At 52.0% G+C, this 25052-nt stretch carries 24 protein-coding genes and 1 riboswitch; of the genes, 5 read left to right on the top strand and 19 right to left on the bottom strand.

All coding sequences use genetic code 11. The features are described 5' to 3' along the window. Positions 1–3: 3 nt before the first annotated feature. The 8 genes from uxaC to ACXAG2_RS09475 form a co-directional block, all read right to left on the bottom strand. Positions 4–1419 carry a glucuronate isomerase gene (gene uxaC, locus ACXAG2_RS09510; protein ID WP_474866319.1) on the bottom strand — a complete coding sequence of 472 codons (1416 nt, stop codon included), beginning with the start codon at positions 1417–1419 and terminating at the stop codon, positions 4–6. 13 nt (positions 1420–1432) lie between these two features. Next, entirely contained in the window at positions 1433–2920 is a 1488-nt protein-coding gene (locus ACXAG2_RS09505; protein WP_474866316.1) for a UxaA family hydrolase, read from the bottom strand. A 132-nt stretch (positions 2921–3052) separates the two neighbouring features. Next, on the bottom strand, positions 3053–4075 hold the full coding sequence (locus ACXAG2_RS09500) for a LacI family DNA-binding transcriptional regulator (RefSeq protein ID WP_474866313.1): 1023 nt from the start codon (positions 4073–4075) through the stop codon (positions 3053–3055). 201 nt (positions 4076–4276) lie between these two features. Further along, entirely contained in the window at positions 4277–5572 is a 1296-nt protein-coding gene (locus tag ACXAG2_RS09495) for a TRAP transporter large permease (RefSeq protein ID WP_474866310.1), read from the bottom strand. Further along, positions 5572–6060, bottom strand: a complete 489-nt coding sequence (locus tag ACXAG2_RS09490; protein WP_474866308.1) for a TRAP transporter small permease — start codon at positions 6058–6060, stop codon at positions 5572–5574. The genes ACXAG2_RS09495 and ACXAG2_RS09490 overlap by 1 nt, the downstream gene beginning before the upstream one ends. Positions 6061–6062: 2 nt before the next feature. Then, a complete protein-coding gene (locus ACXAG2_RS09485; protein ID WP_474866305.1) occupies positions 6063–7049 on the bottom strand; it encodes a TRAP transporter substrate-binding protein in 987 nt (328 codons plus the stop codon). A 14-nt stretch (positions 7050–7063) separates the two neighbouring features. Beyond that, on the bottom strand, positions 7064–7909 hold the full coding sequence (gene kduI, locus ACXAG2_RS09480) for a 5-dehydro-4-deoxy-D-glucuronate isomerase (protein ID WP_119499744.1): 846 nt from the start codon (positions 7907–7909) through the stop codon (positions 7064–7066). Between the two features lie 30 nt (positions 7910–7939). Then, positions 7940–8701 (bottom strand): SDR family oxidoreductase, encoded by a 762-nt coding sequence (locus ACXAG2_RS09475; protein WP_474866302.1) that lies wholly within the window; start codon positions 8699–8701, stop codon positions 7940–7942. 210 nt (positions 8702–8911) lie between these two features. Here ACXAG2_RS09475 and ACXAG2_RS09470 point away from each other — a divergent pair, with 210 nt between their 5' ends. Then, positions 8912–10156 carry a DUF4861 family protein gene (locus ACXAG2_RS09470; RefSeq protein WP_474866300.1) on the top strand — a complete coding sequence of 415 codons (1245 nt, stop codon included), beginning with the start codon at positions 8912–8914 and terminating at the stop codon, positions 10154–10156. A 149-nt stretch (positions 10157–10305) separates the two neighbouring features. On the opposite strand, the gene thiH is transcribed toward ACXAG2_RS09470, so the two are convergent. Genes thiH through thiC form a run of 6 tightly spaced genes read right to left on the bottom strand, consistent with a single transcriptional unit; the run spans position 10306 to position 16553 of the window. Then, on the bottom strand, positions 10306–11421 hold the full coding sequence (thiH, locus tag ACXAG2_RS09465) for a 2-iminoacetate synthase ThiH (RefSeq protein ID WP_474866298.1): 1116 nt from the start codon (positions 11419–11421) through the stop codon (positions 10306–10308). Then, positions 11418–12188 (bottom strand): thiazole synthase, encoded by a 771-nt coding sequence (locus ACXAG2_RS09460; protein ID WP_474866872.1) that lies wholly within the window; start codon positions 12186–12188, stop codon positions 11418–11420. The genes thiH and ACXAG2_RS09460 overlap by 4 nt, the downstream gene beginning before the upstream one ends. Positions 12189–12190: 2 nt before the next feature. Then, the gene (gene thiS, locus ACXAG2_RS09455) at positions 12191–12391 is read right to left on the bottom strand and encodes a sulfur carrier protein ThiS (RefSeq protein WP_474866295.1); all 201 of its coding nucleotides are present in this window, start codon (positions 12389–12391) and stop codon (positions 12191–12193) included. Beyond that, positions 12375–13145 carry a HesA/MoeB/ThiF family protein gene (locus ACXAG2_RS09450; RefSeq protein WP_474866293.1) on the bottom strand — a complete coding sequence of 257 codons (771 nt, stop codon included), beginning with the start codon at positions 13143–13145 and terminating at the stop codon, positions 12375–12377. The genes thiS and ACXAG2_RS09450 overlap by 17 nt, the downstream gene beginning before the upstream one ends. After that, positions 13132–14670, bottom strand: coding sequence for a thiamine phosphate synthase (gene thiE / locus ACXAG2_RS09445; RefSeq protein ID WP_474866291.1), 1539 nt, complete (start codon positions 14668–14670; stop codon positions 13132–13134). The genes ACXAG2_RS09450 and thiE overlap by 14 nt, the downstream gene beginning before the upstream one ends. Beyond that, positions 14670–16553: a phosphomethylpyrimidine synthase ThiC gene (thiC, locus tag ACXAG2_RS09440; RefSeq protein ID WP_474866289.1), complete on the bottom strand. Its 1884-nt coding sequence runs from the start codon at positions 16551–16553 to the stop codon at positions 14670–14672. Before thiC ends, thiE begins: the two co-directional genes overlap by 1 nt. A 95-nt stretch (positions 16554–16648) precedes the next feature. Further along, positions 16649–16762, bottom strand: a riboswitch (TPP riboswitch). 201 nt (positions 16763–16963) lie between these two features. On the opposite strand from thiC, the gene ACXAG2_RS09435 reads away from it, so the two are divergent. Together ACXAG2_RS09435 and feoB are read left to right on the top strand one after the other, a co-directional pair. After that, positions 16964–17197: a FeoA family protein gene (locus tag ACXAG2_RS09435; protein WP_474866288.1), complete on the top strand. Its 234-nt coding sequence runs from the start codon at positions 16964–16966 to the stop codon at positions 17195–17197. 44 nt (positions 17198–17241) lie between these two features. Then, on the top strand, positions 17242–19056 hold the full coding sequence (gene feoB, locus ACXAG2_RS09430; RefSeq protein ID WP_474866287.1) for a ferrous iron transporter B: 1815 nt from the start codon (positions 17242–17244) through the stop codon (positions 19054–19056). Positions 19057–19135: 79 nt separating this feature from the next. Here the strand turns inward: feoB and ACXAG2_RS09425 are convergent, their stop codons facing one another. Genes ACXAG2_RS09425 through ACXAG2_RS09405 form a run of 5 tightly spaced genes read right to left on the bottom strand, consistent with a single transcriptional unit; the run spans position 19136 to position 23838 of the window. Continuing rightward, on the bottom strand, positions 19136–20320 hold the full coding sequence (locus tag ACXAG2_RS09425) for a heme biosynthesis HemY N-terminal domain-containing protein (protein ID WP_474866285.1): 1185 nt from the start codon (positions 20318–20320) through the stop codon (positions 19136–19138). Further along, complete coding sequence (locus tag ACXAG2_RS09420) at positions 20317–21480, bottom strand: uroporphyrinogen-III C-methyltransferase (RefSeq protein WP_474866283.1); 1164 nt, start codon at positions 21478–21480, stop codon at positions 20317–20319. Before ACXAG2_RS09420 ends, ACXAG2_RS09425 begins: the two co-directional genes overlap by 4 nt. Before the next feature lie 3 nt (positions 21481–21483). Next, positions 21484–22194, bottom strand: a complete 711-nt coding sequence (locus tag ACXAG2_RS09415) for a uroporphyrinogen-III synthase (RefSeq protein ID WP_474866280.1) — start codon at positions 22192–22194, stop codon at positions 21484–21486. Positions 22195–22206: 12 nt separating this feature from the next. After that, on the bottom strand, positions 22207–23148 hold the full coding sequence (gene hemC, locus ACXAG2_RS09410; RefSeq protein WP_474866277.1) for a hydroxymethylbilane synthase: 942 nt from the start codon (positions 23146–23148) through the stop codon (positions 22207–22209). 18 nt (positions 23149–23166) lie between these two features. Continuing rightward, positions 23167–23838 carry an alpha/beta hydrolase gene (locus ACXAG2_RS09405; RefSeq protein ID WP_474866275.1) on the bottom strand — a complete coding sequence of 224 codons (672 nt, stop codon included), beginning with the start codon at positions 23836–23838 and terminating at the stop codon, positions 23167–23169. A gap of 85 nt (positions 23839–23923) precedes the next feature. Here ACXAG2_RS09405 and gmk point away from each other — a divergent pair, with 85 nt between their 5' ends. Beyond that, positions 23924–24562, top strand: coding sequence for a guanylate kinase (gene gmk, locus ACXAG2_RS09400; protein ID WP_474843695.1), 639 nt, complete (start codon positions 23924–23926; stop codon positions 24560–24562). 107 nt (positions 24563–24669) lie between these two features. After that, a complete protein-coding gene (gene rpoZ, locus ACXAG2_RS09395) occupies positions 24670–24942 on the top strand; it encodes a DNA-directed RNA polymerase subunit omega (protein WP_119499763.1) in 273 nt (90 codons plus the stop codon). Positions 24943–25052 lie beyond the last annotated feature (110 nt).

The raw sequence follows: 25052 nt of genomic DNA, 5'->3' as shown, positions 1-25052 counted from the left end.
CGGTTACCCCAGTTTGTAAGCGTTTTTCGCCAGATTATAAGACAGCTGCTGCGCCAGTTCCGCGGCTTCCCAGTCGGCAACGCGGTGTTCAACCACCAGTTGCGCCAGGAAACGGCAGTCGATACGACGGGCCACATCGTGACGGGCCGGAATAGACAGGAACGCGCGGGTGTCGTCATTAAAGCCAACGGTATTATAGAAACCGGCAGTTTCAGTAACGTTGTGACGGAAACGCAGCATGCCTTCCGGGCTGTCGTGGAACCACCAAGCCGGACCCAGCTTCAGGCACGGATAGTGACCGGCCAGTGGTGCGAGTTCACGGGCATACACGGTTTCATCCAGGGTAAACAGGATGATATTCAGATTCGCTTCGTTACCGTACTTGTTCAGCAATGGCTTCAGTGCGTTAACGTAGTCAGTCTGCATAGGAATATCGTGGCCTTTATCGCGGCCGAATTTCTTAAACAGGCTTTCGTTATGGTTACGGAATGAGCCCGGGTGGATTTGCATCACCATACCGTCTTCCACACTCATGCCGGCCAGTTCGGTAAGCATTTGTGCACGGAACAGTTCCTGCTCTGCGGCTGAGGAATCCCCTGACAGCACTTTCGCAAACAGGCTTTCGCATTCAGCAACAGATAAATCTGCGGTGGCGGCAGTCGGGTGGCCGTGGTCGGTAGCGGTAGCGCCGTGTTCACGGAATACCTGACGGCGCTGACGCAATGCGGCCAGATAGCCCTGCCAGCTGGTGGTGTCTTCACCGGTGATATCACCCAGTTTAGCGATGTTATCTACAAAATCTTCGCGTGAAGCATCTACCACGTCGTCAGGACGGAAGGTGGTGATAACGCGCTTGTCCCAGCCGGTGCCTTTGATTGCGCCGTGATGAGTCAGCGGATCCAGTGCGCCTTCAGTGGTGGCAATTAACTCAATGTTAAAGCGGTCCATCAGTGCACGGGGTTTGTATTCAGGCTTCGCCAGCTCTTTGGTGATGAACTCGTAGTAGTCCATGGCGTTGTCTGAGCACAGCATGTCGGTAAGTCCGAACACGTTTTTAAATACGGTGTCGAGCCACATGCGCGACGGTGTACCCGGAAACAGGTAGTAGTGGTCTGCGAACAATTGCCAGATCTTACGCGGATCTGCTTCAGACTCACCGCCATCCCAGCGGCGGATGCCTAACTGCTCAAGGGTGATACCCTGAGAATACAACATACGAAAAACGTAGTGATCAGGCAGAATAAACAGTTCGGTAGCGTTACCGAAGTTTTCGTCGTAGGCAAACCAGCGCGGATCAGTATGTCCATGAGGGCTGATAACAGGCAGGTCCCTGACAGACTGATACAACTCACGGGCGATGCCGCGGGTCTTTTCATCAACCGGAAAAAGCCTGTCTTCATGAAGTAAAATCGGTTTCATAACATTCTCTTTTTTAAAGGGTTACGCCTCGTTTCCAAATAGCAATTTCATGACTGCCATTCTTCTCATTACAGGTAAGTTGTCCTGACGCTGTAGTGAGACAAAGTTGGTACAACTGTGCTGCGCAGTCGTCAATACTGACGCCTTGCAGCACTTGTCCCGCATTGAAGTCAATCCAGTGTGGTTTTTGTTCTGCTATTCTGGAATTTGACGATATTTTTATTGTGGGTACAGGGAACCCGAGCGGTGTACCGCGCCCGGTGGTGAATAAAACAATATGAGCGCCACTGGCGGCCAGGGCCGTTGAGCTGACAGCGTCGTTACCCGGCGCCTGCAGCAGTGACAAACCTTTCTGGTGAACAGGTTCACCGTATTTCAGTACGCCGCCGACAGCCGCCTGGCCGCCTTTCTGCACCGCACCGAGGGATTTTTCTTCCAGTGTCGTTAAACCGCCGGCTTTGTTACCCGGGGACGGGTTTTCGTATACAGGCTGGTTATGGTCGAGGAAGTATTGTTTGAATTCGTTGACCAGTGAAACAATGTCGTTGAACACGGGCTCAGACACGGCGCGGTCCATCAGCAACTGTTCTGCACCGAACATCTCTGGGGTTTCTGTTTGCAGTACAGTACCGCCGATGCCGGTTAAAATGTCGGTCATGCGGCCAACCAGCGGGTTAGCGGTAATACCGCTGAACGCATCACTACCGCCGCATTTTACGCCCAGAACCAGTTCTGAGGCGGGGATCAGTTCCCGTTTGTCGGCACCCACCGGTTTCAGCATTTCGTAAACCAGACGGATACCTTCTTCAATTTCGTCACCTACCTGCTGTGAATTGTAATAACGCAGGCGGTCTTCAGGTTTATCTACCAGCTCCAGCATGGCTGAAAGCTGGTTGTTCTCGCAGCCAAGACCAACGATCAAAACAGCGCCGGCATTAGGGTGAGAAGCCAGTGCTGCCAGAATTGCGCGGGTATCTGTTAAATCGTCGCCCAGCTGCGAGCAACCAAAGGGGTGAGTAAAAGCGCGGAATCCATCACACTCGTTGGCAAAACGGCGCTCACACTCTGAAGCAATGCGCTCTGCAGTGCGGTTTACGCAGCCAACGGTATTGATAATCCATATTTCGTTGCGGATCCCAACCTTGCCATTTTCTCTGCGATAGCCCATAAACGTGCCATCTGTGGCATTGCTCTCGGTGGCACTTTTCTTCAGGTCTTTCCACGTGTATGCTTCCTGACCGCTGAGATTGGTTTTCAGGTTGTGGCTATGAATATGGGCACCGGCGGCAACATCTTCTGTTAAATGACCAATGGGAAAGCCATATTTAACAATGTTTTCACCGGCCTTCATGGCCTTCAGGGCAACCTTATGTCCCGCGGGGATAGCATCAGCCAGGGTAAGCCCAAGATCATTGCTTTGGATACCCGCCTCTAAGTCCATTGTTGCTACGGCAACATTGTCCTGCGGATGAACCTGAATCAATTGGGTTTGGTCTTGCATACTTACACTCCTGCTGGCGAAAGGCACCGTTAATTCTGTTAAGACAATGGGAACAGTTTCTTAACATGAATGCCACCGGTGGCATTGTAGGTCAGAATAGACAGCGGATCAATCTTCATCAGCGAAATTCTTTTACTTTTCTGCTTTGCGGGTGGACTCACGAATGATCAGGTGAGGTTTCACCAGATAACTTTCCATGTCGTCCGTCGGTTTGTTCTCAATCATCGCAATAATTTTCTTCGCAGCCAGTGATGCCATGGCCGTTACCGGGCGCTTCACGGTGGTCAGTGACGGGATCACCCTGGCAGCCAGCAAGTTATCATCGAATCCGGCAATAGACAGTTCTTCCGGCACGCTTATACCCATTTCGTGAGCGACTTTCAGTACGCCGGCGGCCATTTCGTCGTTATTGGCAAAAATGACTGCGGGGCGGGATGACTGAATAAGCAGACTACGGGCACATTCAATACCGCTTTCGTAACTGTTTTTACCTTCGATAACACGGTTATCGGGTAAATCGATGCCCAGCTCGCGCAGGGTATCGCGGAAACCTTCAAGACGTTCAATGGAAGAGTAATAAGCCTGCGGACCACTGATGATGGCAATGTCGCGGTGTCCCAGAGACACCAGATAACGGGCGAGATCGCTGATGGCGGCACGGTCGTCAGACACGACAATGTTCGCGTGGTCGTCTAAATCCACTGAAGCCATACGTACATAATTGATAGCCTGGTCGCGCAGGGCGGCAGCCAGTTCTTTGGCTTCAGACACCGGCGGCAGGATCACCACGCCGTCGATATTCGAGCGTTTGACGAACTTTATACAGTTGTCGATGAAATCCGGTGAGTTGTAGTGGCAGGGATGAACAACCAGTTCATAGCCTTTTTCTGAACAGACGCTCAGAACGCCCCGTTGCACCTGGTCGATATACAGGGCATCCGGGTTATCGTAAATCATACCGAGCAGAAATGAGCGGGAGGCAGCGAGGCCACGGGCCTGCTTATCCGGAGAAAAGCCTAACTCATCAATGACTTTCTGGATTTTTTCCCGGGTGGCCGCACCCACGTTGGTGGCGCCGTTGATCACGCGGGAAACCGTACGTTTAGACACCCCTGAAAGGCGGGCTACATCATTGATAGTCGGACGTTTATCCATGTTTTTCACTTATTATTATTAGCGTTAACGCTGCTCGTTTTATTTAATCATTGTTGCTCTTTGCACCTCTGACACCTGCTGTTCCCCCTGTAGGGTATCCTGCGGAACGGTCAGGTCGGGTAAGTTTAGCCTTTTACACTGCGGATTCACAATCTTAATACGTACAAGCCCTACCAGTGGCAGGGCTTGTTAAAGCGCATGTCAGAATCCCAGTGCTGCGGGCAGTGCTTCTGAGAACCACGCCACATAGGTGACTAACATCAGTACCACAAACATCGCGGCATAAAGTGGCAACAATGGCCGGATTATATTTTCCAGTTTGGTTTTTGCGATGGCACAGGTGATAAACAGTACTGCACCTACCGGCGGTGAACACAAACCAATAGACAAATTAAGCACAATCATAACGCCGAACTGCAACGGGGACATACCCAGCTGCATGGCAACCGGCAGAAAGATTGGCGTAAAAATAAGAACGGCCGGTGTCATATCCAAAAATGCACCCACCACAATCAACAACAGGTTGATAAGCAGTAAGATGACAATAGGGTTGTCACTGAGTTCCAGTAATGCGGCGCTGAGCGTTTGCGGAATATTCTCAAACGACAGTAACCATGACATCGCCGTAGACGCTGCAATCAGCAACATAACGATAGCGGTGGTCTCTGCAGACTTAAGCAAAATGCCGGGCAGTTCTCTGGTTTTTACTTCGCCGTAAACACCCACAGACAGGATGAGTGAATACACCACAGCAATGGCGCCGGCTTCTGTTGCGGTAAATACGCCGCCGACGATTCCGCCGATCACCAGCACGATAAGAAACAGACTGGGAATCGCGGCCAGTAATTTTTCGGCGACCACTTTCATGGGTAAGCGGTCTGAAAGCGGATAGCCCTTAATTTTTGCCCAGATGTAGCACACCACCATGAGTGCCAGACCCACCATGATGCCCGGAATGTAGCCCGCCATGAACAGTGCTGCAATAGATACACCGCCACTGGCAATAGCATAAACAATCAGGATATTACTTGGCGGGATAAGCATGCCGGTCGTTGCAGCCGCCGCGGTAACCGCCGCTGAAAAATTAGGGTCATAGCCTTTTTTCTTCATTTCCGGCAGCATGAAACTGCCGATAGCTGAACAGGCTGCAACCGCAGAGCCTGAGATGGCACCAAACAGCATGCAGGACACCACGTTCACCAGTGCCAGACCACCCGGCAGCGCACCGATAAGTGCCATGGCACATTCAATCAGCCGTTTGGCAATACCACCGCGCCCCATGATCAGACCTGACATTACGAAAAAAGGTATTGCAAGCAGCGCGAAGCTGTCCAGTCCGCCGGCCATACGCTGTGCGATGGTGGTGACAGCAGGTTCAAACTCGATACTCATGAGCATGGCAACCAGCGTCGCCAGGCCTATACTCATCGAAACCGGTACATTAATCAGTAAAAAGAAAAAGAAGCCAACGATGAGGATTATTGCAGTCATTTCCATTACAGCGGCTCCTGTGACTCGTCTATCCAGAGGTTATAAATATTGATGAAGCTGTAGAACACCATGATGACACCGGAAATCGGCAGAACGGTGTAAATCCAGCCCATTTTTACGCCAAGTGCTGCGGAAATCTGATTAAGATCCAGAGTCAGGCTGACCAGTGCGTTACCGCCGACAATAAGTACCAGCACACAAAAGGTAACAACCAGCAGTTCAACGAGGGTCATAATGAGTCTGCGCACAGTTTCTGACTGACGGTTTACGATGAGATTAAAGCCCAGATGGACTTTCTGTCGGTATGCGTAAGCAGAACCTAAAATGCCAATCCAGATAAGCAGGAAGCGGGATAGCTCTTCAGTTACCGAAGCGGGATCTTTCAGCAGGTAGCGGGAAATAACCTGCCACACCACCACCAGAAGGATAGCGGCCATGGCAGCAATCAGCGACGCTGCAAGACTTTTATCAATTAACTTTACTAACTGTCGCATGATTACATCGCCTTAATTTTATCTAGCAGATTACCCACTTCAGAGTCGGCATAGCTGTCGTGGAAAGGTTTTACTGCATCCACAAAGGGTTGCTTGTCGGGATAAATCACCTCCACGCCATCAGCAATCACTTTTTCCAGAGACTCTTCTGTAGACGCCTGCCACAATTTACGCTGATACACCACGGAGTCGGCCATGGCCTGATTGAGCCAGCCCTGCTGCTGAGGTGTAAGATTGTTCCAGGTACGCAGCGACATCAGCATGACGTCAGGTACAGAGGTGTGCTCATCCAGCGAATAGTAACGGGCGATTTCGTAGTGGCGGGACAGGTAATAGCTGGGCGGATTGTTTTCCGCACCGTCAACAACACCCTGCTGCAAAGCTGTGTACAGTTCGCCCCAGGAGACCGGTGTGGCTGCTCCGCCCAGCGCACGTACGGTTTTCACCGCTGTAGGGCTGTTCAGTACACGGATCTTTAATCCTTTTAGATCTTCCGGCGTGCGGATAGGGCGGTCAGTAGTATAGAAGCTGCGGCTGCCGGCGTCGTAGTAACCCAGGCCCTTCAGCTTGAACGCTTCCACACCAGAGAGCAAATCTTTGCCCACGTTACTGTTAAGCACGTTCCAGTAGTGCTCATTGTCACGGAACACATAGGGAATACTAAAAATCTGCATTTCCGGCGCAAAGCCTTCCAGCGGACTGGCAGACACTTTGGTCATGTCCAGCGAACCGATTTGCAGCAGCTCAATCATTTCCCGTTCGGTGCCTAACTGGCTGCCGGGATAAATCGCTACCTGCATGGTGCCGCCGGAATATTCGTCCAGGCGTTCACCTAAAAATACCATGGCTTTGTGCACAGAATGCTGGGGATCCAGAGAATGCCCCAATCTGAGTACCACCACGTCACTGTCCTGCTTACTGCCACAGCCGGCAATCAGGCTTGTGATGAATACAAGCAGCAGTACCGGTACAACTTTAAGGCGCAACATACTTACCTCAATACTTATCTGAGCTGGTCTGGCGGGAACTTGTCCATATCGTCATAGTCGAGGTTTTCCCCGGCCATGCCCCAGATGAACGCATAGTTCGCAGTACCCACACCGCAGTGAATTGACCAGGGCGGTGACAGCACTGCCTGCTCATTGGAAACAAAAATATGACGGGTTTCCTGTGGCTCACCCATAAAGTGGCAGACTGCCTGTCCGTCGGCTAAGTCGAAGTAGAAGTACACTTCGTTACGACGGTCGTGCTGGTGGGCCGGCATGGTATTCCACACACTGCCCGGTGCCAGACGGGTTAACCCCATTTGTAACTGACAGGTATCAACCACGGTGTTGATAAGCAACTGATTAATATCACGTTCGTTACTGGTTTCCTGACTGCCAAGATGCAGCACATTGGCATCGCCTTTACCCACTTTCTTGCATGGGTAAACATGGTGCGCCGGTGCTGAATTCAGGTAGAACTTCGCCGGATTAGCCGCATCGTCTGAAGCAAACACAACGGATTCGTTATCTTTACCGATATACAGAGCTTCTTCTTTTTCCAGTGTGTAGGTAGTGTCGCCTACAGTGACTGTGCCGGTGCCGCCGATGTTAATAACACCCACTTCACGACGGGCGGTGAAGTAACTCATTTTCAGCTGGTCATCCAGCGTTTCCAGTTTCAGTGGCGCAGAAGTTGGTACTGCGCTGCCCACCATGAAACGCTCATAGTGGCTGTAGACCCAGTAGATTTTGCCGTGCTGCATGAGTTTGTCAGCCAGAAAGGCTTCACGCAGTTCATTGGTGTCGTAAGACTTAACTTCCCGTTGTCCTACGGCGTAACGGATTTCGTGTTCAGTAGTCATGGTGCCTGTCTCTTGTAGGGTTTGTGAGGATCAGCGGGCAAGGAAACCGCCGTCGACGGCTAACACATGGCCGTTCACGTAATTGCTTGCATCACTGGCCAGAAACACCAGTGCGCCTTTTAAGTCTTCCGTTTCGCCCCAGCGTCCGGCCGGGATCCTTGAAATAATTTCCTTGCTGCGGCCTGCATCGTCCTGCAGAGCCTGCGTGTTGTCGGTACGGATATAGCCGGGCGCAATAGCGTTCACCTGAACGTTGTGCTTGCCCCATTCATTAGCCAGAGCTTTGGTTAAGCCGGCTATAGCGTGCTTGCTGGCAGTGTAGGCAGGCACTGTGATGCCGCCGCTGTAACTGAGCATAGAGGCGGTATTAATGATTTTGCCGTAACCCTGCTCAATCATGTTGCGGCCGATTTTCTGGCTGAGCAGAAACGCTGAGTCTGTATTTACGCGCAACACGTTCTGCCATTCCTCCAGTGGGAAATCCACGGCCGGGCTGCGGAAAATTGTACCGCCGTTATTCACCAGAATATCGATACCTCCCCAAACAGCCTGTGCGTCATCAGCCAGCTTCTGAACCGCTGCCATGTCTGACAGATCGGCATGCAGGGCGGTAACTTCCACGTTGCTGACGGCGCGGATTTTGGCGAGGGTTTCTTCACATCCGCCTTCACGGGAACTGGCGCAAATAACACTGGCGCCGGATTCGGCCAGAGCGACGGCCATGGCTTGTCCGATACCGCGGCTGGCACCGGTGACCAGCGCACGTTTTCCCGTCAAACTGAAGTTAGGCATGACATTTCCTTTTTGCGTAAAAACGATGAATTTTGCGGGTGTTGTAAATGAACCGGAAACGCATTTTCCGGATAAGCGATGAAACACCACACACAGTTTACAATGTTAACAACATTTAAAATAATTGCCACCGGTGGCAATTGTCAATATATTAGTGCAAAGTATTTCCCTGAATAACGACCTCTAAACGACGAAATCACGGAGCGCAATATGAAGAAATCAACCCTGCCACTGAGTATCATTCTGGCGTTATCCGCTGCCGCATGCAGCCCTGATAAATCCCCGTCTTCTAATCAGGAAAGTCAGGAAAAACAATCATCTGCAGAATCTGTTGTCAGTAAGGTCAGCGTGAGTAATCCGGCCGGTGGCGCAGCGCTTCCGCAACTTCTGCGTTTTCCGGCAAGCGCATTTGATGACGACAATGCAGTGACAAAAAAAGTGACAAACTTTCCTTCTGAGTGGACAAAAGATCAGCAGGGAAATGATGTTCTTAACGTTTTAGTCACATTGGATGCCGGTGAAAAAGCCACAATTGCTCTGTCAGAATCAGCCCCTGATGCACCGGATGTTGCTTACACTGAATTGTCAGTTCGTCAGGGCGGTGAATGGGATGGTAGAGAGTACAAAGCAGACGGTTTCAGCTTTGAGAATGTGGATTCTTTTACTGCGCCTCCGCAACTGACTGATCATTCATACTATTTACGTTATGAAGGGCCAGGCTGGGAAAATGACCTGGTGGGGTACCGCTTATATCTGGACTGGCGTAACGGCACGGATATCTTCGTGAAAACCGGTAACGAACCCGTGCTGCATCAGGTGGGGCAGGATGGTTACGACAGCTATCATGATCTGTCTGACTGGGGCGGCGACGTGCTGAAAGTGGGTAAAGCGCTGGGTCTTGGTTCTTTTGGCCGTATGGAAGGCGACACGGTAATGCATATGCAGAACGTGGACGAGATGTCCTGGGCACTGGGCCATGACGACAAGCTGTCTGCCGGGTTCACTGTGAATTACGACGGCTGGGATGTGAATGGTAAGAAGCTCGATGCCAGTGCAGATTACGAAATTCACGCCGGTGACCCGTCAACTACGGTAACGGTGTCGTTAAGCGAAACAGCAGATGACCTGGTAACTGGGATTGTTAAGCATGACAACACTCAATATATCGAACTGGAAATGAACGGCTGGGGCGTCATTGCCACCTACGGTAAGCAAAGCTTGCTGGGCGAAGATGACGAGCTGGGCATGGCACTGTTCTACAAAGTGGACGATATCTCCCGCAAATTTGAAGCGGAATATGACTATTTGATTCAGTTCAAACCTGCAACAACCATGGAATATCAGTTCATGGCAGTATGGCCTTCTCACCCTGACAGCCCTGACGACGAAAGCGGCTTCACAGAACTGCTGAAAACCAAACTCAAAGCACTGGCAAGCCCTGCAACAGCGGGGTAGGTTGATCCGGGAAGCAAGCCGGACGCATGAGCTGGGAAACCTTGATGCGTTTCAAACACGCTGTGAACCCATCCATGGGAGCTCCACAGCCGCATCCCTGCGGCTGAGGGTTTGAAACGCATTCAAAGCTTCCCTTTTGCCCGGGCTGCTTAACGGCCGAATGCATTCAGCCAGTCTGTCCATACCGGGTCGAGTCCGCTTGCGGTGAGGCTGTTTGCCACTGCACTGGCTGAGCGGGTGTCTTCGGTTGAGAATTGCTCCAGTGCTGTTGTGGGAGCGCTGTATCCACCAGGTTGAGTTTGCGATGCGGCAGACAATTGATTAATGGCCAGTGGTACGACGTTGTCGCGAAATGCCGGGGATTCCCTTGTGGAAAGGCTTAATTCCACTTCCGGAAAACACAGACGGTAAGCGCAAATCAGTTGTATGAGCTGCCTATCTGATACCTGGCTTTTCTGTGAAATCTGGTCACCGGCGCAGGGCTTGATGCGGGGGAATGCAACAGAGTAGCGGCTTTTCCAGTAGCGCTGTTGCAACAGGCTTAGATGTAATGCGGTAAATGCGCTGTCCGTCCGCCATTCGGATAGCCCTAGCAAAGCGCCGAGGCCAATTTTGTTCATACCAGCTTCGCCAAGCCTGTCCGGTGTTGCTAACCGCCAGTCGAAATCCTGCTTTCTGCCCCGCAGGTGATACTCTGCATAGTGAGCGCGATGATAGGTTTCCTGATAAACCAGCACACTGTCCGTTCCGGCTGCTGCAAGGGCACGGTATTCATCTGTAGAAAGCGGTTGCACCTCCATGGAAACATGGCTGAAGTGAGCCTTCACTAACTCCACTGATTTCAAAAAGTAATCCATACCTGCTTTTGTTTCGTGCTCGCCGGTAACCAGCAAAACAGAATCAAAGCCCATTTTCTTAATGGCATAAACTTCATCTGATATTTCAGCCATGGTCAGTTTCGTGCGCTTAATTTTATTGCTCATAGTGAAGCCGCAATAGGTGCATTCGTTGGCGCACAGGTTTGACAGATACAAGGGCACGAACAAAGACACGGTATGGCCGAAACGCTGGCGTGTGAGGGCCTGTGCCTTAACAGCCATATCCGGCAGAAATGCTTCTGCGGCTGGGGATACCAGCGCAAGAAAATCCTGCCAGTGCCGGACGGGGCGTTGTAGTGCTGACATCACATCTGCCGCGCTTTTGCTGTAAAGCGCAAGCCTCACATCGTCCCAGTCCGTGCGGGACAGCTCTTCTGCCACCGTCATGATAACCTTGCCAGAAACTGTGTGAACGGGCTGGTGGCAGAAGCCCGGGAGTTAACCGGTGCGGCACCGGCCAGCCAAGCCTCGCGGCCGGCTTCCACGGCTTTTGCAAACGCAGTGGCCATGGCAACCGGTTGGGTCGCGGCAGCTATGGCGGTATTTACCAGTACTGCATCAGCGCCCATTTCCATGGCTTCGCAGGCATGAGAGGGAGCGCCGATCCCGGCATCAACCACCACCGGGATTCCGGCCTGTTCAATGATGATATGCAGGAACTCGCGGGTTTGCAGGCCTTTATTGGAACCGATAGGTGCGCCAAGTGGCATCACGGCAGCGCATCCGGCTTCTTCTAAGCGCTTGCACAGAACAGGATCCGCATGGCAATAGGGCAACACGTTAAAGCCTTCTTTACATAACACTTCAGCAGCTTTTAATGTTTCTACCGGGTCGGGAAGTAAGAAGCGCTGATCGGGATGAATTTCCAGTTTCAGCCAGCTGGTACCTAACAGCTCTCTGGCCAGACGGGCAGCATAAACCGCTTCTTCCGCTGTCGCCGCACCGGAAGTGTTCGGCAGTAGTGTAACCGGCAGCGAACGCAGAACGTTGAGGGTAGGGTCGGGCACGTCGCCTTTTGAAAGCCGTTTAAGTGCCAGCGTAACAAGCCGTGTCTGGCTGGCGACGAGGGCCTCTTTCATGATGTCAGGGTGACTGAATTTCCCTGTACCGGTGAATAATCTGGATGTAAAAGTAGTGCCGGCAATTGTCAGCATCATTAACCTCCCGCTACCAGAGTAAAGAGTTCAACAATATCATCAGGTTGCAGCTTATGATGTTGCCACTGGCTGGCCGGAATGATTGTCTGGTTTACCGCTACAGCCACTGACGGGGTTTGCTGCAGATAGTCACTGATCGCATCGGCGAGCAGACTGCCTTCAGGCAGAGTGAGCTTGTCACCGTTACACAATATGTTCATGATGTTCCCCGGTATTATTTGAGCATGCCGGACACGCCGGATTTTTGTTTACCCTGAAGTGGCGCAGGGTAAGGGCGCGGCCGTCATAGACGTGAAGTTGTCCGAAATCCACAGGCTGAATGCCGCACAGGTAACTGAGTGCAAGGCTGGCCTGAAACTGACCGGCAATGGCTACCACAGGACTGAATATTCCCTGCTCCATGCACGTTTGTGAGTGCTCACCAATTTGTTCCATGCATTCATAACAGGCCGAGCCGGATACCGGATTCAGCGCCAGCGCCGTGGCGGAAAAGCCTGCTGCACTGGCGGAAATGAGTGGCAGCTTATGTTCAAGGGCCAGTCCATTGACAAATTTTCTGCTGGACACGCTGTCTGTGCAATCCAGCAGCAATGAACAGTACGGCAGGTGGGTGGCAAGTCTGACGGGATCGGCCGGGTCATCAATGCATCTTATCTGACACCCGCCATGCATGACTGTCAGTCGCGACCGCGCAGCATAGACTTTCTTTTGTCCCGCATCGGCTTCGGTAAACAGCCACTGGCGGGGCAAATTACTGAGTGCTACGGTGTCATGGTCGACCAGCACAATTTCGCCCACACCGGCAGACACCAGCGCCATAGCTACCTGACAGCCGAGTCCGCCGCAGCCGAACAGCATGACTTTTGATTGCATGAGTTGGAGCTGGGCTTCTTCATCAAAATTATCCAGCAGTAAATGACGGCTGTAGCGGGAATACAATTCAGTGGTCAGCATGACAGCACCTCCTGCGTAATGCGTTGACTGCGCCTTCCGGATCATCGCTTTCTGTAACAGCCGTTACCACAGCAATGGCATCTGCGCCTGTGGCAGCCACGGTGTCGATATTGCTCAACTTAATACCGCCGATGGCCACAGTGGGAATGCTGTGATATTTGCAAAGTGATACGTAGTCAGCCAGCCGCGCCGGCCCTTGTGGTGCAGATGGCATATCTTTCGTTCTGGTAGGAAAAATATGACCGAGTGCTATGTAGGATGGCCGGATTTGAATGGCGCGGCAAAGTTCTGCATATCCGTGAGTGGAAATACCCAGCCGCAACCCGGCACGGGCAATGGCACTCAAATCGGCAGTGGCGAGATCTTCCTGCCCGAGATGCACACCATATGCCCCGTGTTCAATAGCCAGTTGCCAGTGGTCGTTGATGAAAAGCTGGGTGTTGTAACCGGCAGCCATAGTTACTGCTTCGCGGATGGTTTCACTCAGCGCTGTACCGGCGGATTTTATCCGCAACTGGATAATCTTAAGATTTAAAGGGAGAAGGCGCTGCAGCCATTCAAGGCTGTCGACCACCGGGTAAAGCCCGGGCGCAGAATCCAGCAAGTTAGGGAAAGAATAGTTATGCTTTGCCGGTATCAAGCCTTCAAAAACTGCCGGGAAGTAGGGAAGCAGTGAGGCGGGAAGCGACGGGGCCTGTTGTTCAACGAGCATCCCACGTTCAGACGGTGGGCGATGAAGGATAGCCGTTTCAGGTAAAACAAGCTCTGCCTGTTGCCATGCTGCGGCAACCACAGCTTCGGCCAGCGAAACCGCATCTTCCGCTATGTATTGCTCAGCCATTGCTCCGGCAATAGCCGATGCCAGCAGACAACCGGAACCCCGTAAGTTAAAAGGCTGCCGGGCTTTGTGCACAAAACGCCGGACGTTTTCTTTGCTGTACAGCACATCACAGATTTCCGCCGCGTTCCCGGAGTCGGGCCGGAGCGATGAGCCTGGTCTGTGACCGCCTTTTACCAGCACCTGATCGCAGCCTGAAGCGATAAGCTGATGTGCGGCAGCCAGTTCATCTTTGGCTTGCCGTAACGTAAAGCCTGTCAGCCAGGCCAGCTCACCATAGTTCGGTGTGATAAGCGTGATGTAGGGCAATAACCCGGCGATAGCATCAAACGATAAATCACCAAGCTTACTCTTTGATGATGTCTGTAGTACAGGGTCCCAAATCACCGGAATTTGCGGATATTCAGACAGTTTCTTAATAAGCAACCGGATCTGTTCATCATTCGCCAGCGCACCCACTTTTATTACCGCAGGGATCTGTGGCTGAAAAGCGACTTGCAGCTGTGCCGAAAATGACGCCGGTGATACCGGAGAAACGTGCAGCACACTGTCATGAGTTTGCGCGCTGACCAGCGAGACCACACTAAGCTGGTGGACAGCAAAACATTGCAGCGCACGCTGGTCCTGCTGTAAGCCGGCGGCGCCGGAACTGTCGGTGCCGCCAATGGTTAAAACACGGGGTAACATTATTCGCCCTCAGCAACGGCAGCATCAACGTAGAGAGCGCGGCCGGAGGCAGAAAACTTCTTCGCCATATCGGCCATGCCCTGTTGCTTCGCTTCTTCCGCCTGTGCATGGTCACGGACTTCCTGAGAAATCTTCATGGAACAAAATTTCGGACCGCACATGGAGCAGAAGTGCGCCACCTTGCTTGAAGCTTGCGGCAGGGTTTCGTCGTGATAGGCGCGGGCGGTAAACGGATCCAGTGCCAGATTAAACTGGTCTTCCCAGCGAAACTCAAAGCGGGCTTTCGACATGGCATTGTCGCGTATTTGTGCGCCCGGGTGACCTTTTGCCAGGTCTGCTGCGTGGGCGGCAATTTTGTAAGTAATCAGGCCCTGCTTCACATCTTCTTTATCCGGCAGGCCAAGATGCTCTTTGGGGGTGACGTAGCAAAGCATGGCACAGCCATACCAGCCAATCAGTGCTGCGCCGATCCCGGATGTGAAATGGTCATACCCCGGGGCGATATCCGTTGTCAGCGGACCGAGGGTGTAAAACGGTGCGCCATGACAATGAGATAACTGCTCATCCATGTTCTCTTTGATCAGGTGCATAGGCACGTGGCCCGGACCTTCTATCATCACCTGAACGTCATATTCCCACGCGATAGCTGTGAGTTCGCCTAAGGTGCGCAGTTCGGCAAATTGTGCTTCATCGTTGGCGTCGGCAACAGAACCCGGGCGCAGGCCGTCACCCAGTGACAGACTGACATCGTATTGAGCGCAGATTTCACAGATTTCGCGGAAATGTTCATACAGAAAACTTTCCTGATGATGATACAAACACCATTTCGCCATAATGGCACCACCACGGGACACGATACCCGTAATGCGCTTAGCGGTTAACGGTACAAAGGGTAAGCGCACGCCGGCATGGATAGTAAAATAATCCACCCCTTGCTCTGCCTGTTCAATCAGGGTGTCACGAAAAACCGGCCAGTCGAGATCTTCAGCGACGCCATTGACCTTTTCCAGCGCCTGATAAATGGGCACTGTGCCAATGGGGACCGGGCTGTTACGCAGTAGCCATTCACGGGTTTCGTGAATATTGCGGCCGGTGGATAAATCCATGATGGTGTCAGCGCCCCAGCGTGTGGCCCAGACCAGCTTTTCCACTTCCTCTTCAATGGACGAGGTCACCGCGGAATTACCGATGTTGGCATTCACTTTGACCAGGAAGTTTCGCCCGATAATCATCGGCTCAGCTTCAGGGTGGTTGATGTTGGCCGGAATAATCGCCCGGCCTTCTGCGACTTCACGACGCACGAACTCGCCGGTGATTTCCGCTGGTATGTTTGCGCCGAAGGCTTCTCCTTTGTGCTGCTGGTTCAACAGTTCATTTTTGATCGCAGCGCGCCCCATATTTTCGCGGATCGCGATGTATTCCATCTCCGGCGTCACTATGCCCAGGCGGGCATAGTGCAATTGCGTTACTACCTTGCCGGCAGCGGCTTTACGGATGGTATTTTTCGCCTGAAAACGAATGGATTCTGAGGTGATGTCTGCATCCCGCGCCTGCGTATAGGATGATTCAGATGCGGCAATGGCTTGCGTATCGCTTCGTGCGTTAATCCACTCAGCGCGGCAATGCGGAATGCCTCTGGTCACATCGACTTCACAGGCCGGGTCGCCAAATACACCGGAGGCGTCGTATACGGGAATATCCGGATTAATTTCTTCTTCCTGCCCGCTGATGCGGGTAGGAGACTGGGCAATCATCCGCATGGGCACACGAATGGACGGGTCAGACCCTTCTTCGTACTGGCGGAAAGAATTAGGAAAAGCTTCACCTTTCAGTGATTGTATAAATGTTTGTGCCTGCTGGCGTTTCTCGCGTCGTGTTGACATAGCATTTGTTCCTTTACGGGTGATAAATGCTTGTCAGGAGTGAGTATACAAGGGGCAACACCGGCAAACAGACGGTCGTCTGTTGTGATGGTGGAACGGTGTTGCTGCTTGTTCCCTTCGCAGGTATTAGCCTGATCAGGTTCTACGGATCCCGCAATGCGGTCTCAGCTTGCTTTCATGTGAAAGACGAAGCACTCCGACAAGTTCTGTTTTTACTATAATCATGGATTAGAAAAGAAAACAAGCTTTGTCTTAACGACAGAGTTGGGGCTTTCAACGTTGCAACGCAGAAAGCATCTGGTTCATATCTCCACTTTCTTGTACTCTTCCAACAGATTTTCATGTCCGGAGCACCGGATTTTGCTGTTCGGTAAAGAACAGGCAAACACCACTTACTACAGAGATATCCTATGACATTGTGGGAACTTAATACCAAACAGCAGGCATTAATCAGCTCGGTTAATTCAGACCTGGCTGAGAATGTGAAAGAGCGGCTTTCTGAAATGGGCATTCAAGTTGGCAGAGATATTCAGTGTGTCAGAAAAGGCCCGCTGGGTGGGCCAATCGTGATGCAACTGGGTGGCAGTGTGTTTGCTATCGAAGAAAATCTCGCCGCACAAATCGAAGTTGAAGTGCGTAGCTAACGCTCACTTTTCCGCTGTCGCCAGTAACAGGATACCCTTTTTTCATGCAACGCATTTTAATGGTCGGAAAGCCCAATTCCGGTAAGAGTCTTTTATTCAATCAATTAACCGGTCTGCGACAAAAAGTCGCTAATTATCCCGGTGTTACCGTGGAAGTTAAACGGGGTCAATGTCAGGATTTTGAAGTGGTGGACCTGCCGGGCACTTATACGCTTCGTGGCCTGAGCCGTGATGAAGAAATCGCAATTAAAGAAATCACCGCATCGGTAGAACGTGACGATACCTCTCTGGTGGTTTGTGTACTTGATGCCACCCGTTTAGAGCGCAGTTTAGTGCTGGGGCTGCAGGTGCAGAAACTGGCAAAAGCCAACAATAAAGCTGTACTCTTTGCCCTCAACTTCATCGACGAAGTCCGCAGGATCGGCGAAGATATCGACACAGAGGCGCTGAGTAAAGAATTGGGCAGTCCGGTAATGGCACTGTCGGCAAGAACCCTGGACGGGTTACACGAATTTAAGCAGACCATGCTGTCTGTTGCCAGAGCGCCGTCAGGTCATGTCCCGACGACATCCCTGGCAGAGGGGGAGTCTGCGGTAAACCAGAGTCAGGCACTGGCTTCAAAGTACGGCCTGCAACTGGATGTTGTGCTGAAAAATCAGAACAGCGTCGACCGCTTCCTGTTAAACAGCTGGACCGGCTCTCTGGTATTCCTCGGCGTCATGTTCGTACTCTTCCAGAGTATTTTTACCCTCGCAGCCCCCCTGATGGACGGCGTGGAAACGCTGATCGGCAGCGCTGCTGAAGGTGTCAGTGCCATTACGCCGGAAGGGATTGTTACCGACTTTTTTAACGACGCTATATTCGGCGGTTTAGGCTCTTTCCTGGTGTTTGTACCGCAAATTATGGTGCTGACATTCATCATCGGCTTGCTGGAAGACAGCGGTTATCTCGCCCGTGCGGCGCTGATGTGTCATCGCCCGTTAAGCGCTGTGGGTTTATCAGGCAGAAGCTTTATTCCTTATCTTTCGGGTCATGCCTGCGCCATTCCTGCCATCATGGCGGCCCGTACTATCGAGTCGCCGCACAAGCGTCTTATCACCATGCTGACCATCCCGCTGATGTCCTGTTCAGCCCGTTTGCCGGTTTATGCCTTGCTGGTAGCGGTACTGGTGCCGGAAGACGGTACTTTCCTGGGCATTTTTGGTCTGCAGGGGGCTGCCTTCTTCGGCCTGTATTTCTTCGGTATTATTACGGCCCTGATTGTCAGCCAGTTTCTGTCGCGATTCTTACCGGGAGATCTGCAAGAGTCAGACATGCCGTTCATTCTTGAATTACCCACATACCGCTTGCCACACTGGAAGCCGTTGACTTTCCGCGTTATCGACAGCGGGTTGCAGTTTGTCCGCCGCGCTGCACCGATTATTTTCGTGGTGTCGGTGGGGATCTGGATCCTGGGTTATTTCCCGATGAGTTCGACTCTGGAAGACAGCTGGCTCGGGCAAATCGGCCATGTTATCCAGCCTGTATTCGAGCCGATGGGGCTGGACTGGCGTTACGGCGTGGCAATACTGATGTCGTTCCTCGCCCGTGAAGTCTTCGTCGGCGCGCTGGGTACATTGTTCGGTATGGATGACGCTGAAGACAATGTGGATGGTCTGGCCGGACGTATTCAGGCTGACGGACTGACAACCGGCGCCGGCCTTGGTCTGGTGTTGTTCTACGTTGTGGCGCTGCAATGTGTGGCAACCGTTGCCATGCTGAAAGGTGAAACCGGCAGCAATAAGCTCGCCTGGGGCCTGTACGTCGGATACGGTATCCTGGCCTACGTTATCGCCGTACTGGTGAATATGTTGTACTGAGTTTGGCAGGGTTGGAAACAACAAAGCCCGCTTCAAAAGCGGGCTTTTGTTTTGATATCTGCTGCCGGTGGCTGTTTAGCTACACCAGCGCGTTCTGACTGACTTCCATACTACGTTTGTACATGGCAAGGGCGCCGGTGGCATCCTGCTTGCGCTCGCGGATTTCTGCCAGTGCAATAAGATCCTGCTGGTTTTCATGCAGTTTGATGGCTTTTAACAGCACTTTCTCTGCAAGTATGTCGTCGCCGGCGTTCAGCGCTAACTGACCCAGACAGGAGAAAAGAACAGGATTTGTGTCGTCCTGTTTTATCCACTGTTCCAGTGCGCGGATAGCATTTGCCGGATTGGGAATACTGATTTGCGCCATGTAAGGAAGCAAGATCGGATCAGGGCCCTTCTTCTGCCACTCAACCAGGCAGGTTTCTGCTTCTTTGTGCATGCCCTGTTCCAGCAATTGCTGTGCGTAAGCTGCGCGGCAAGCGTTGTCTGCACGGGCTTTGCGGGGCATGCTTTCCCAGTGTTGCTTCAGTGCATTGGCACCTTGCTTACTGGCAATTTCAGCAAACTTTCCTTTCGCTATTTTCTGCGCCCACAGTACGTAATCGTCTTTTAATGGTTTGCGCCATTGCGGCAATACTTCTTCCAGTGACTGCCACTGACCCAGTTCACCCATAGCACGGGCCTTAAGCCGGATAACCTGCGGGTTCTTCTGCGCTTTTTCATCCAGTTCGTTCAGCTTGTCCAGTGCATCCTGCTGGTGTCCCTGTTCGAGATCGAGCCTTGCCAGTGCAACATGGGCGGCTACTTTCGCGTTATTAAACTCTGCAGCGCGGTCCAGTAAATATCGTACCCGTTCCGGTTCCTTCAGCGCCTTGGCCACCTGTGCAGCAGCCAGAAAATTCACGCCGTCGAAATCGCCGTCAGTGGTATCCTGCAGTGCTTTTTTCGCCGCGATGAAATCGCCTTCAACCATTAACTGAAGACCATTGTAAAAACGGCGCTGGCGCTTACGGCGGGAAAGTCCGCCAAACCATTGTCTTGAGCCTTTAAATAACCCGAGAGTGCGGGAAAGTAACCGCCAGATGATCCACAAAGCCAGCAGACTGAAAAAAACGGTAATACACAGGCTGACAACTGACATTTCAATGTGTAACTGACCCATGGAAATCAGCACATAGCCTTTGTCGCCAATAACCTGCGGCGCAATTAACATTGCGGCAAGTACCGCTATAACCAGCAGAATTGCATACACTAACCGTTTCATTGTGCTGCCTCTCCTTTGCCGTAAGCGGCTTTAACGCGGGATTCCAGCAAGCGTTGAAGCGGTGCCATAGCACTGAGTTCTTCCGGCAGGTTTTCCTGAACATTGGCTTCACCAAGGGCATCCAGGGTAGACAGTGCGCCATTAATTTCCGGTGCATCAGTATCAAATTTATCATTCAGCAGGGCTTTAGCGTTTGCAACCGACTGTTGATACAGATTGTCTTCACCGCTCATAGCAGCAGACTGTGCCTGCATGATTTGCAGTTTAAGCTGCTCTTTGTACAGCCACATTTCTTCAGCAGTCATCATAGGTGCAACAGGCGCATCAGTGCGTCGTACTGAAATAAAATCGTCAACAATAGAATGCCAGACTTTCGCCAGATTACTTTTCCAGTCGTCTACCGATTCAGACAGCGCTTCCTTGCCTGTATTTTCATCCGGACGGGTGAAGGTTTTTAACGGCAGCGCGTCTACCTGAGACAGGAAACCTGACAGGGTTAATGCAAGTTTAACGGTGTCCGTGCGGTTAACCTGACGCAATGTCTGAATGTCCTGTGCAATCAGCCCGCGCACCGGGATCACTGACGGATCGGAAAGCTCTTTTAAACGCTGGTCGGCATTTTCAAGCAGCAGCACTGCGGTATCTGTATCCTCTTCAAGCCACACTTTACGGCCGGCCATGCGCACCAGATAATCCGCTTCAGCCAGCAACCAGTCTGAAGGGCGGCGGCCTTCCATTTCACCTAATTGTGATAGCAGTTGTTCGGTTTGCAATTGCAGGGACTCTGTTTTTTCCGTCAGGCTGTTCACCGTGCCGGCAAGTGCCTGCTTACTTTTTTCCAGTTCGATAAGCTGACGCTGGAGTTGCGCATTTTCATCGTTCAGGTTGCCCAGTATTGCCTTTTGCGCCGACTGCTCGTCTGCCAGTGCGCTCTGACCACTGTCTTTTTGCCACAGAAACCAGTAGCCCGCCGCTGCGGTACCGGCTGCAATCAACAAGGTGAGGATAATGACAATCCATAAGCCGGCGTGGGACGGATGTTTGGAAGTAGTTTCAGCGCCGGCCTTGTCTTTGCCGGATGCCGTTGACGATGGCGTGATGTCTTTTTCTTCAGGCAACACCAATGTGGAATCCGTATTGTGTTTATCGTTGTCAGCCATGGTTTACTCCCAATTTTCCTTTATCCACGCACATAGCGTGTTGTCACTGGCGTCACTGCAAACGGCAACCTGCGTTGCACCTGAGGCGCTGATTTGTGCTGCTACTCTGTCGCTGACGGTCAGCCAGCGTTGCTTTCGCAACATGTTAGTATCATAAACGCGAAACAGCTGCTCTGCCATTTCGCCGCTGGTTGCCACTATGCCTGTAATCTGTGGCCACTGCCAATTATCTGTTTGTATAGGTTTTTCCAGCAACAGGCGCTGGTAGACCGCAAATTCTTCTACGTGGTTTTGCTGCAATAAGAGCGTGTCCCGCAAAGTGGTTCGACCACCTTGCCCTTTAATAATAACGATTTGTCGCCGGTTTGCACTATTGAGTTGTGATAACGCCAATAAACCTTCTGAATTTTGCTGCTCCGGTACTGCTACAGACAGGCCATATTCCTCAAGCACCCTGGCGGTTGATGTGCCTACCGCAAACCAGCGGGAGGGCAATACTGACAGCGGTAACGCAGATAACAACTGCGCGGCAAAAGCACTGGTCACGATGATGTAATCTGCAGGCTGCGTTGCAAGATGATGTGCAAGACGGCTACGTTCTTCTTCGCTTGAAGTGATGGTCAGCGGGGCGACACCAGAACATGAAATACCCGCCAGGCGAAAGGCTGCGACACTTTTCGCCAGCTTCTGCTCAGGGCGGGTAATCAATATCATAGGTTTAAATGATTAGTCGTGCAGGGCGCTTAAGATCTCGCCGGCACCCTGTGACAGTAACGATTCTGCCACTTCCACACCCAGCGCTTCTGCCCGTTCGCGATGTCCGGTTGCAGATGCATACAGTAAGGTTGCGCCGTCGACGCTGCCGACCATACCGGTCAGTGTGATGGTGTCGTTGGCCAGTGTGGCAAAACTGCCGATGGGTACCTGACAGCCGCCTTCCAGACGGGTATTCATGGCCCGCTCGGCATAAACCCGGTCTGCGGTATCTGCGTGGTTGAGCGCACCGAGCAGGGCAATCAGTTCGATGTCGTCGTTGCGGCATTCTATGCCGACAGCGCCCTGGCCTACCGCCGGTAAAGACAGTTCTGGAGACAATTCATGGTTGATGCGGTCCTGCATCCCCAGGCGGATAAGTCCGGCCGCGGCGAGAATGATGGCATCGTATTCGCCGTTATCCAGCTTCGCGAGGCGGGTATTCACGTTGCCCCGTAAGTCTTTAATCTTTATATCAGGACGATATTTACGTAACTGGCACTGGCGGCGCAGGCTGGACGTGCCCACGACTGCGCCCTGAGGCAAATCATCGATACTGGCAGCGGTATTCGACACAAAAGCATCGAAAGGATTCTCCCTGGGACAAATAGCGTGTAAACCAAAGCCTTCGGGAAATTCCACCGGTACATCTTTCATGCTGTGTACCGCAATGTCTGCACGGCCTTCCAGCATGGCCACTTCCAGCTCTTTGATAAACAGGCCTTTACCGCCAATTTTGGCCAGCGGCGTATCGAGAATTTTATCGCCCTGGGTGCTCATGGGCACCAGTTCTACGTGCAGGCCGGGGTGGGCCATCAGCAGTTGTTCTTTGACATAATCTGCCTGCCATAAGGCCAGCGCACTTTTGCGGGTGGCAATACGGATGGTAGTTCGGGAAACGGGTTGTTCACTCATGGGTAAATCCTGAAAAGCTTAGTCGAGCACAGTTTGCAGCCAGCGGCTGATATCCTGAATTTCCTGTACACATACATTATGTTGCATAGGATAGGTTTGCCAGGTCGCTGAAAAACCATTGTCTTCAAGTGCGGTATGGGCCATTTTTCCCAGCGAAGCCGGCACCACTTCGTCATGGATGCCATGGGCCATCATCACCGGCGTAGACTTGTTTACGTCACTGGCTTCTTCTGCCAGCTTGCCCGGTTTGCACATGTAGGTAGACAGCGCCATGATGCCTGCTATTTTATGCCGCAGACGGGTGCCCAGATGCAGCGCAATCACACCGCCCTGAGAAAAGCCGGCCAGCACCATTTTTTCATACGGAAAGCCGGCTGCATGCTGGGCTTCAAGTAGTGCATTTACCCTCTCTGCAGATTCGATGACGCCGGCTTCATCAGCGCGGTTATCGAGATCCATGGTTTTAATGTCGTACCAGGCACGCATACGCATACCGCCGTTGATGGTTACCGGACGCTCCGGCGCATGAGGAAACAGAAAACGTACTGGTAAAGCCGCCGGTATCTGCAGTTCGGGGACAATAGGGGCAAAGCCGTGTCCGGAGTCACCTAAACCGTGCAGCCAGATAACACAAGCCTGCGGGTTGTCACCCGTATTTGCTTCTACGTAGGGTAATAAGGCTTCTTTCATTATGTCGCTTCTGTTACTCAATTCTTAGCGCTATGCTACCATTGCCGTCTGAAATCACCACAACATGATGACAAAAAGCAAGATTATGGCTTCTCTACTTGGTAATTTGTTTATTCTCGCAGCCCCTTCTGGTGCGGGAAAGTCCAGTTTAATTAAAGCATTGCTGGAAAAGCATGACGGAAATCAACAATATCCCATGCAGGTGTCAGTTTCTCACACCACCCGTAAGCCACGGCCCGGAGAAGTCGACGGCGTACATTATCATTTTGTCAGTCATGAGCAGTTTGAAGCACTCATCGAGCAGGGCGTGTTCTTCGAATATGCTGAGGTGTTCGGTAACTACTACGGCACGTCCCGTGTGACCATTGAGCAAACTTTGCACCGCGGTATTGATGTGTTCTTAGATATCGACTGGCAGGGTGCCCGTCAGGTGAAAAAAATCATGCCGGATACCTGTGGCATTTTCATCCTGCCGCCTTCTACAGAAGTGCTGCGCCAACGGCTGACAAACCGCGGGCAGGACTCAGACAGCGTTATCGAAGGACGCATGCAGGAAGCGGTATCTGAGATGTCTCATTATGCTGAATTTGACTACGTACTGGTGAATGATGATTTCTCTGTGGCGCTGGCAGAATTAGAAGCCATTGTGTGTTCCCGGCGCCAGCGTACTGTTAAGCAGCAACTACGTCACAAAGCACTGATTGCAGATCTGGTGGGATCGTAAAAGATCTTGCTGATTAAACCTACAAAATACTAGGACTTGAAAGGCATGTGTTGTATACTGCGCGGCCATTTTGAGTTTTACGCTTTTATTCATTTTCGGAGAGATACATGGCACGCGTAACCGTAGAAGACGCCGTTGATAAAGTTGGTAACCGCTTTGACCTCGTACTGGTTGCAGCACGACGTGCTCGCCAGCTGGCAACCGAAGGTAAAGAAGCACAGGTTGATGTGCAAAACGATAAGCCGACGGTTACCGCTTTACGCGAAATCGAAGAAGGCCTGGTTACTGCCGATACGCTGGATCAAGATGATCTGCGTGATCAGGAAAGACAAGAAAGCGCGGATTTCGCTTCTGTAGCGAACATCCTGTCTGAGCAATAATCAGCGGATCGCTGCTGTCATTCAGACTATACAAACGCCAGTGAGCTTTTAATCGGGTTCACTGGCGTTTTGCTATTGGCATTCCCTACAATACTTCATTATTCTGTTTC

This window comes from Alteromonas sp. ABH4_456 (assembly GCF_056160645.1).
The sequence above is the reverse complement of the archived record's forward strand: the minus strand, read 5'-3'. Positions and strand labels throughout refer to the sequence as shown.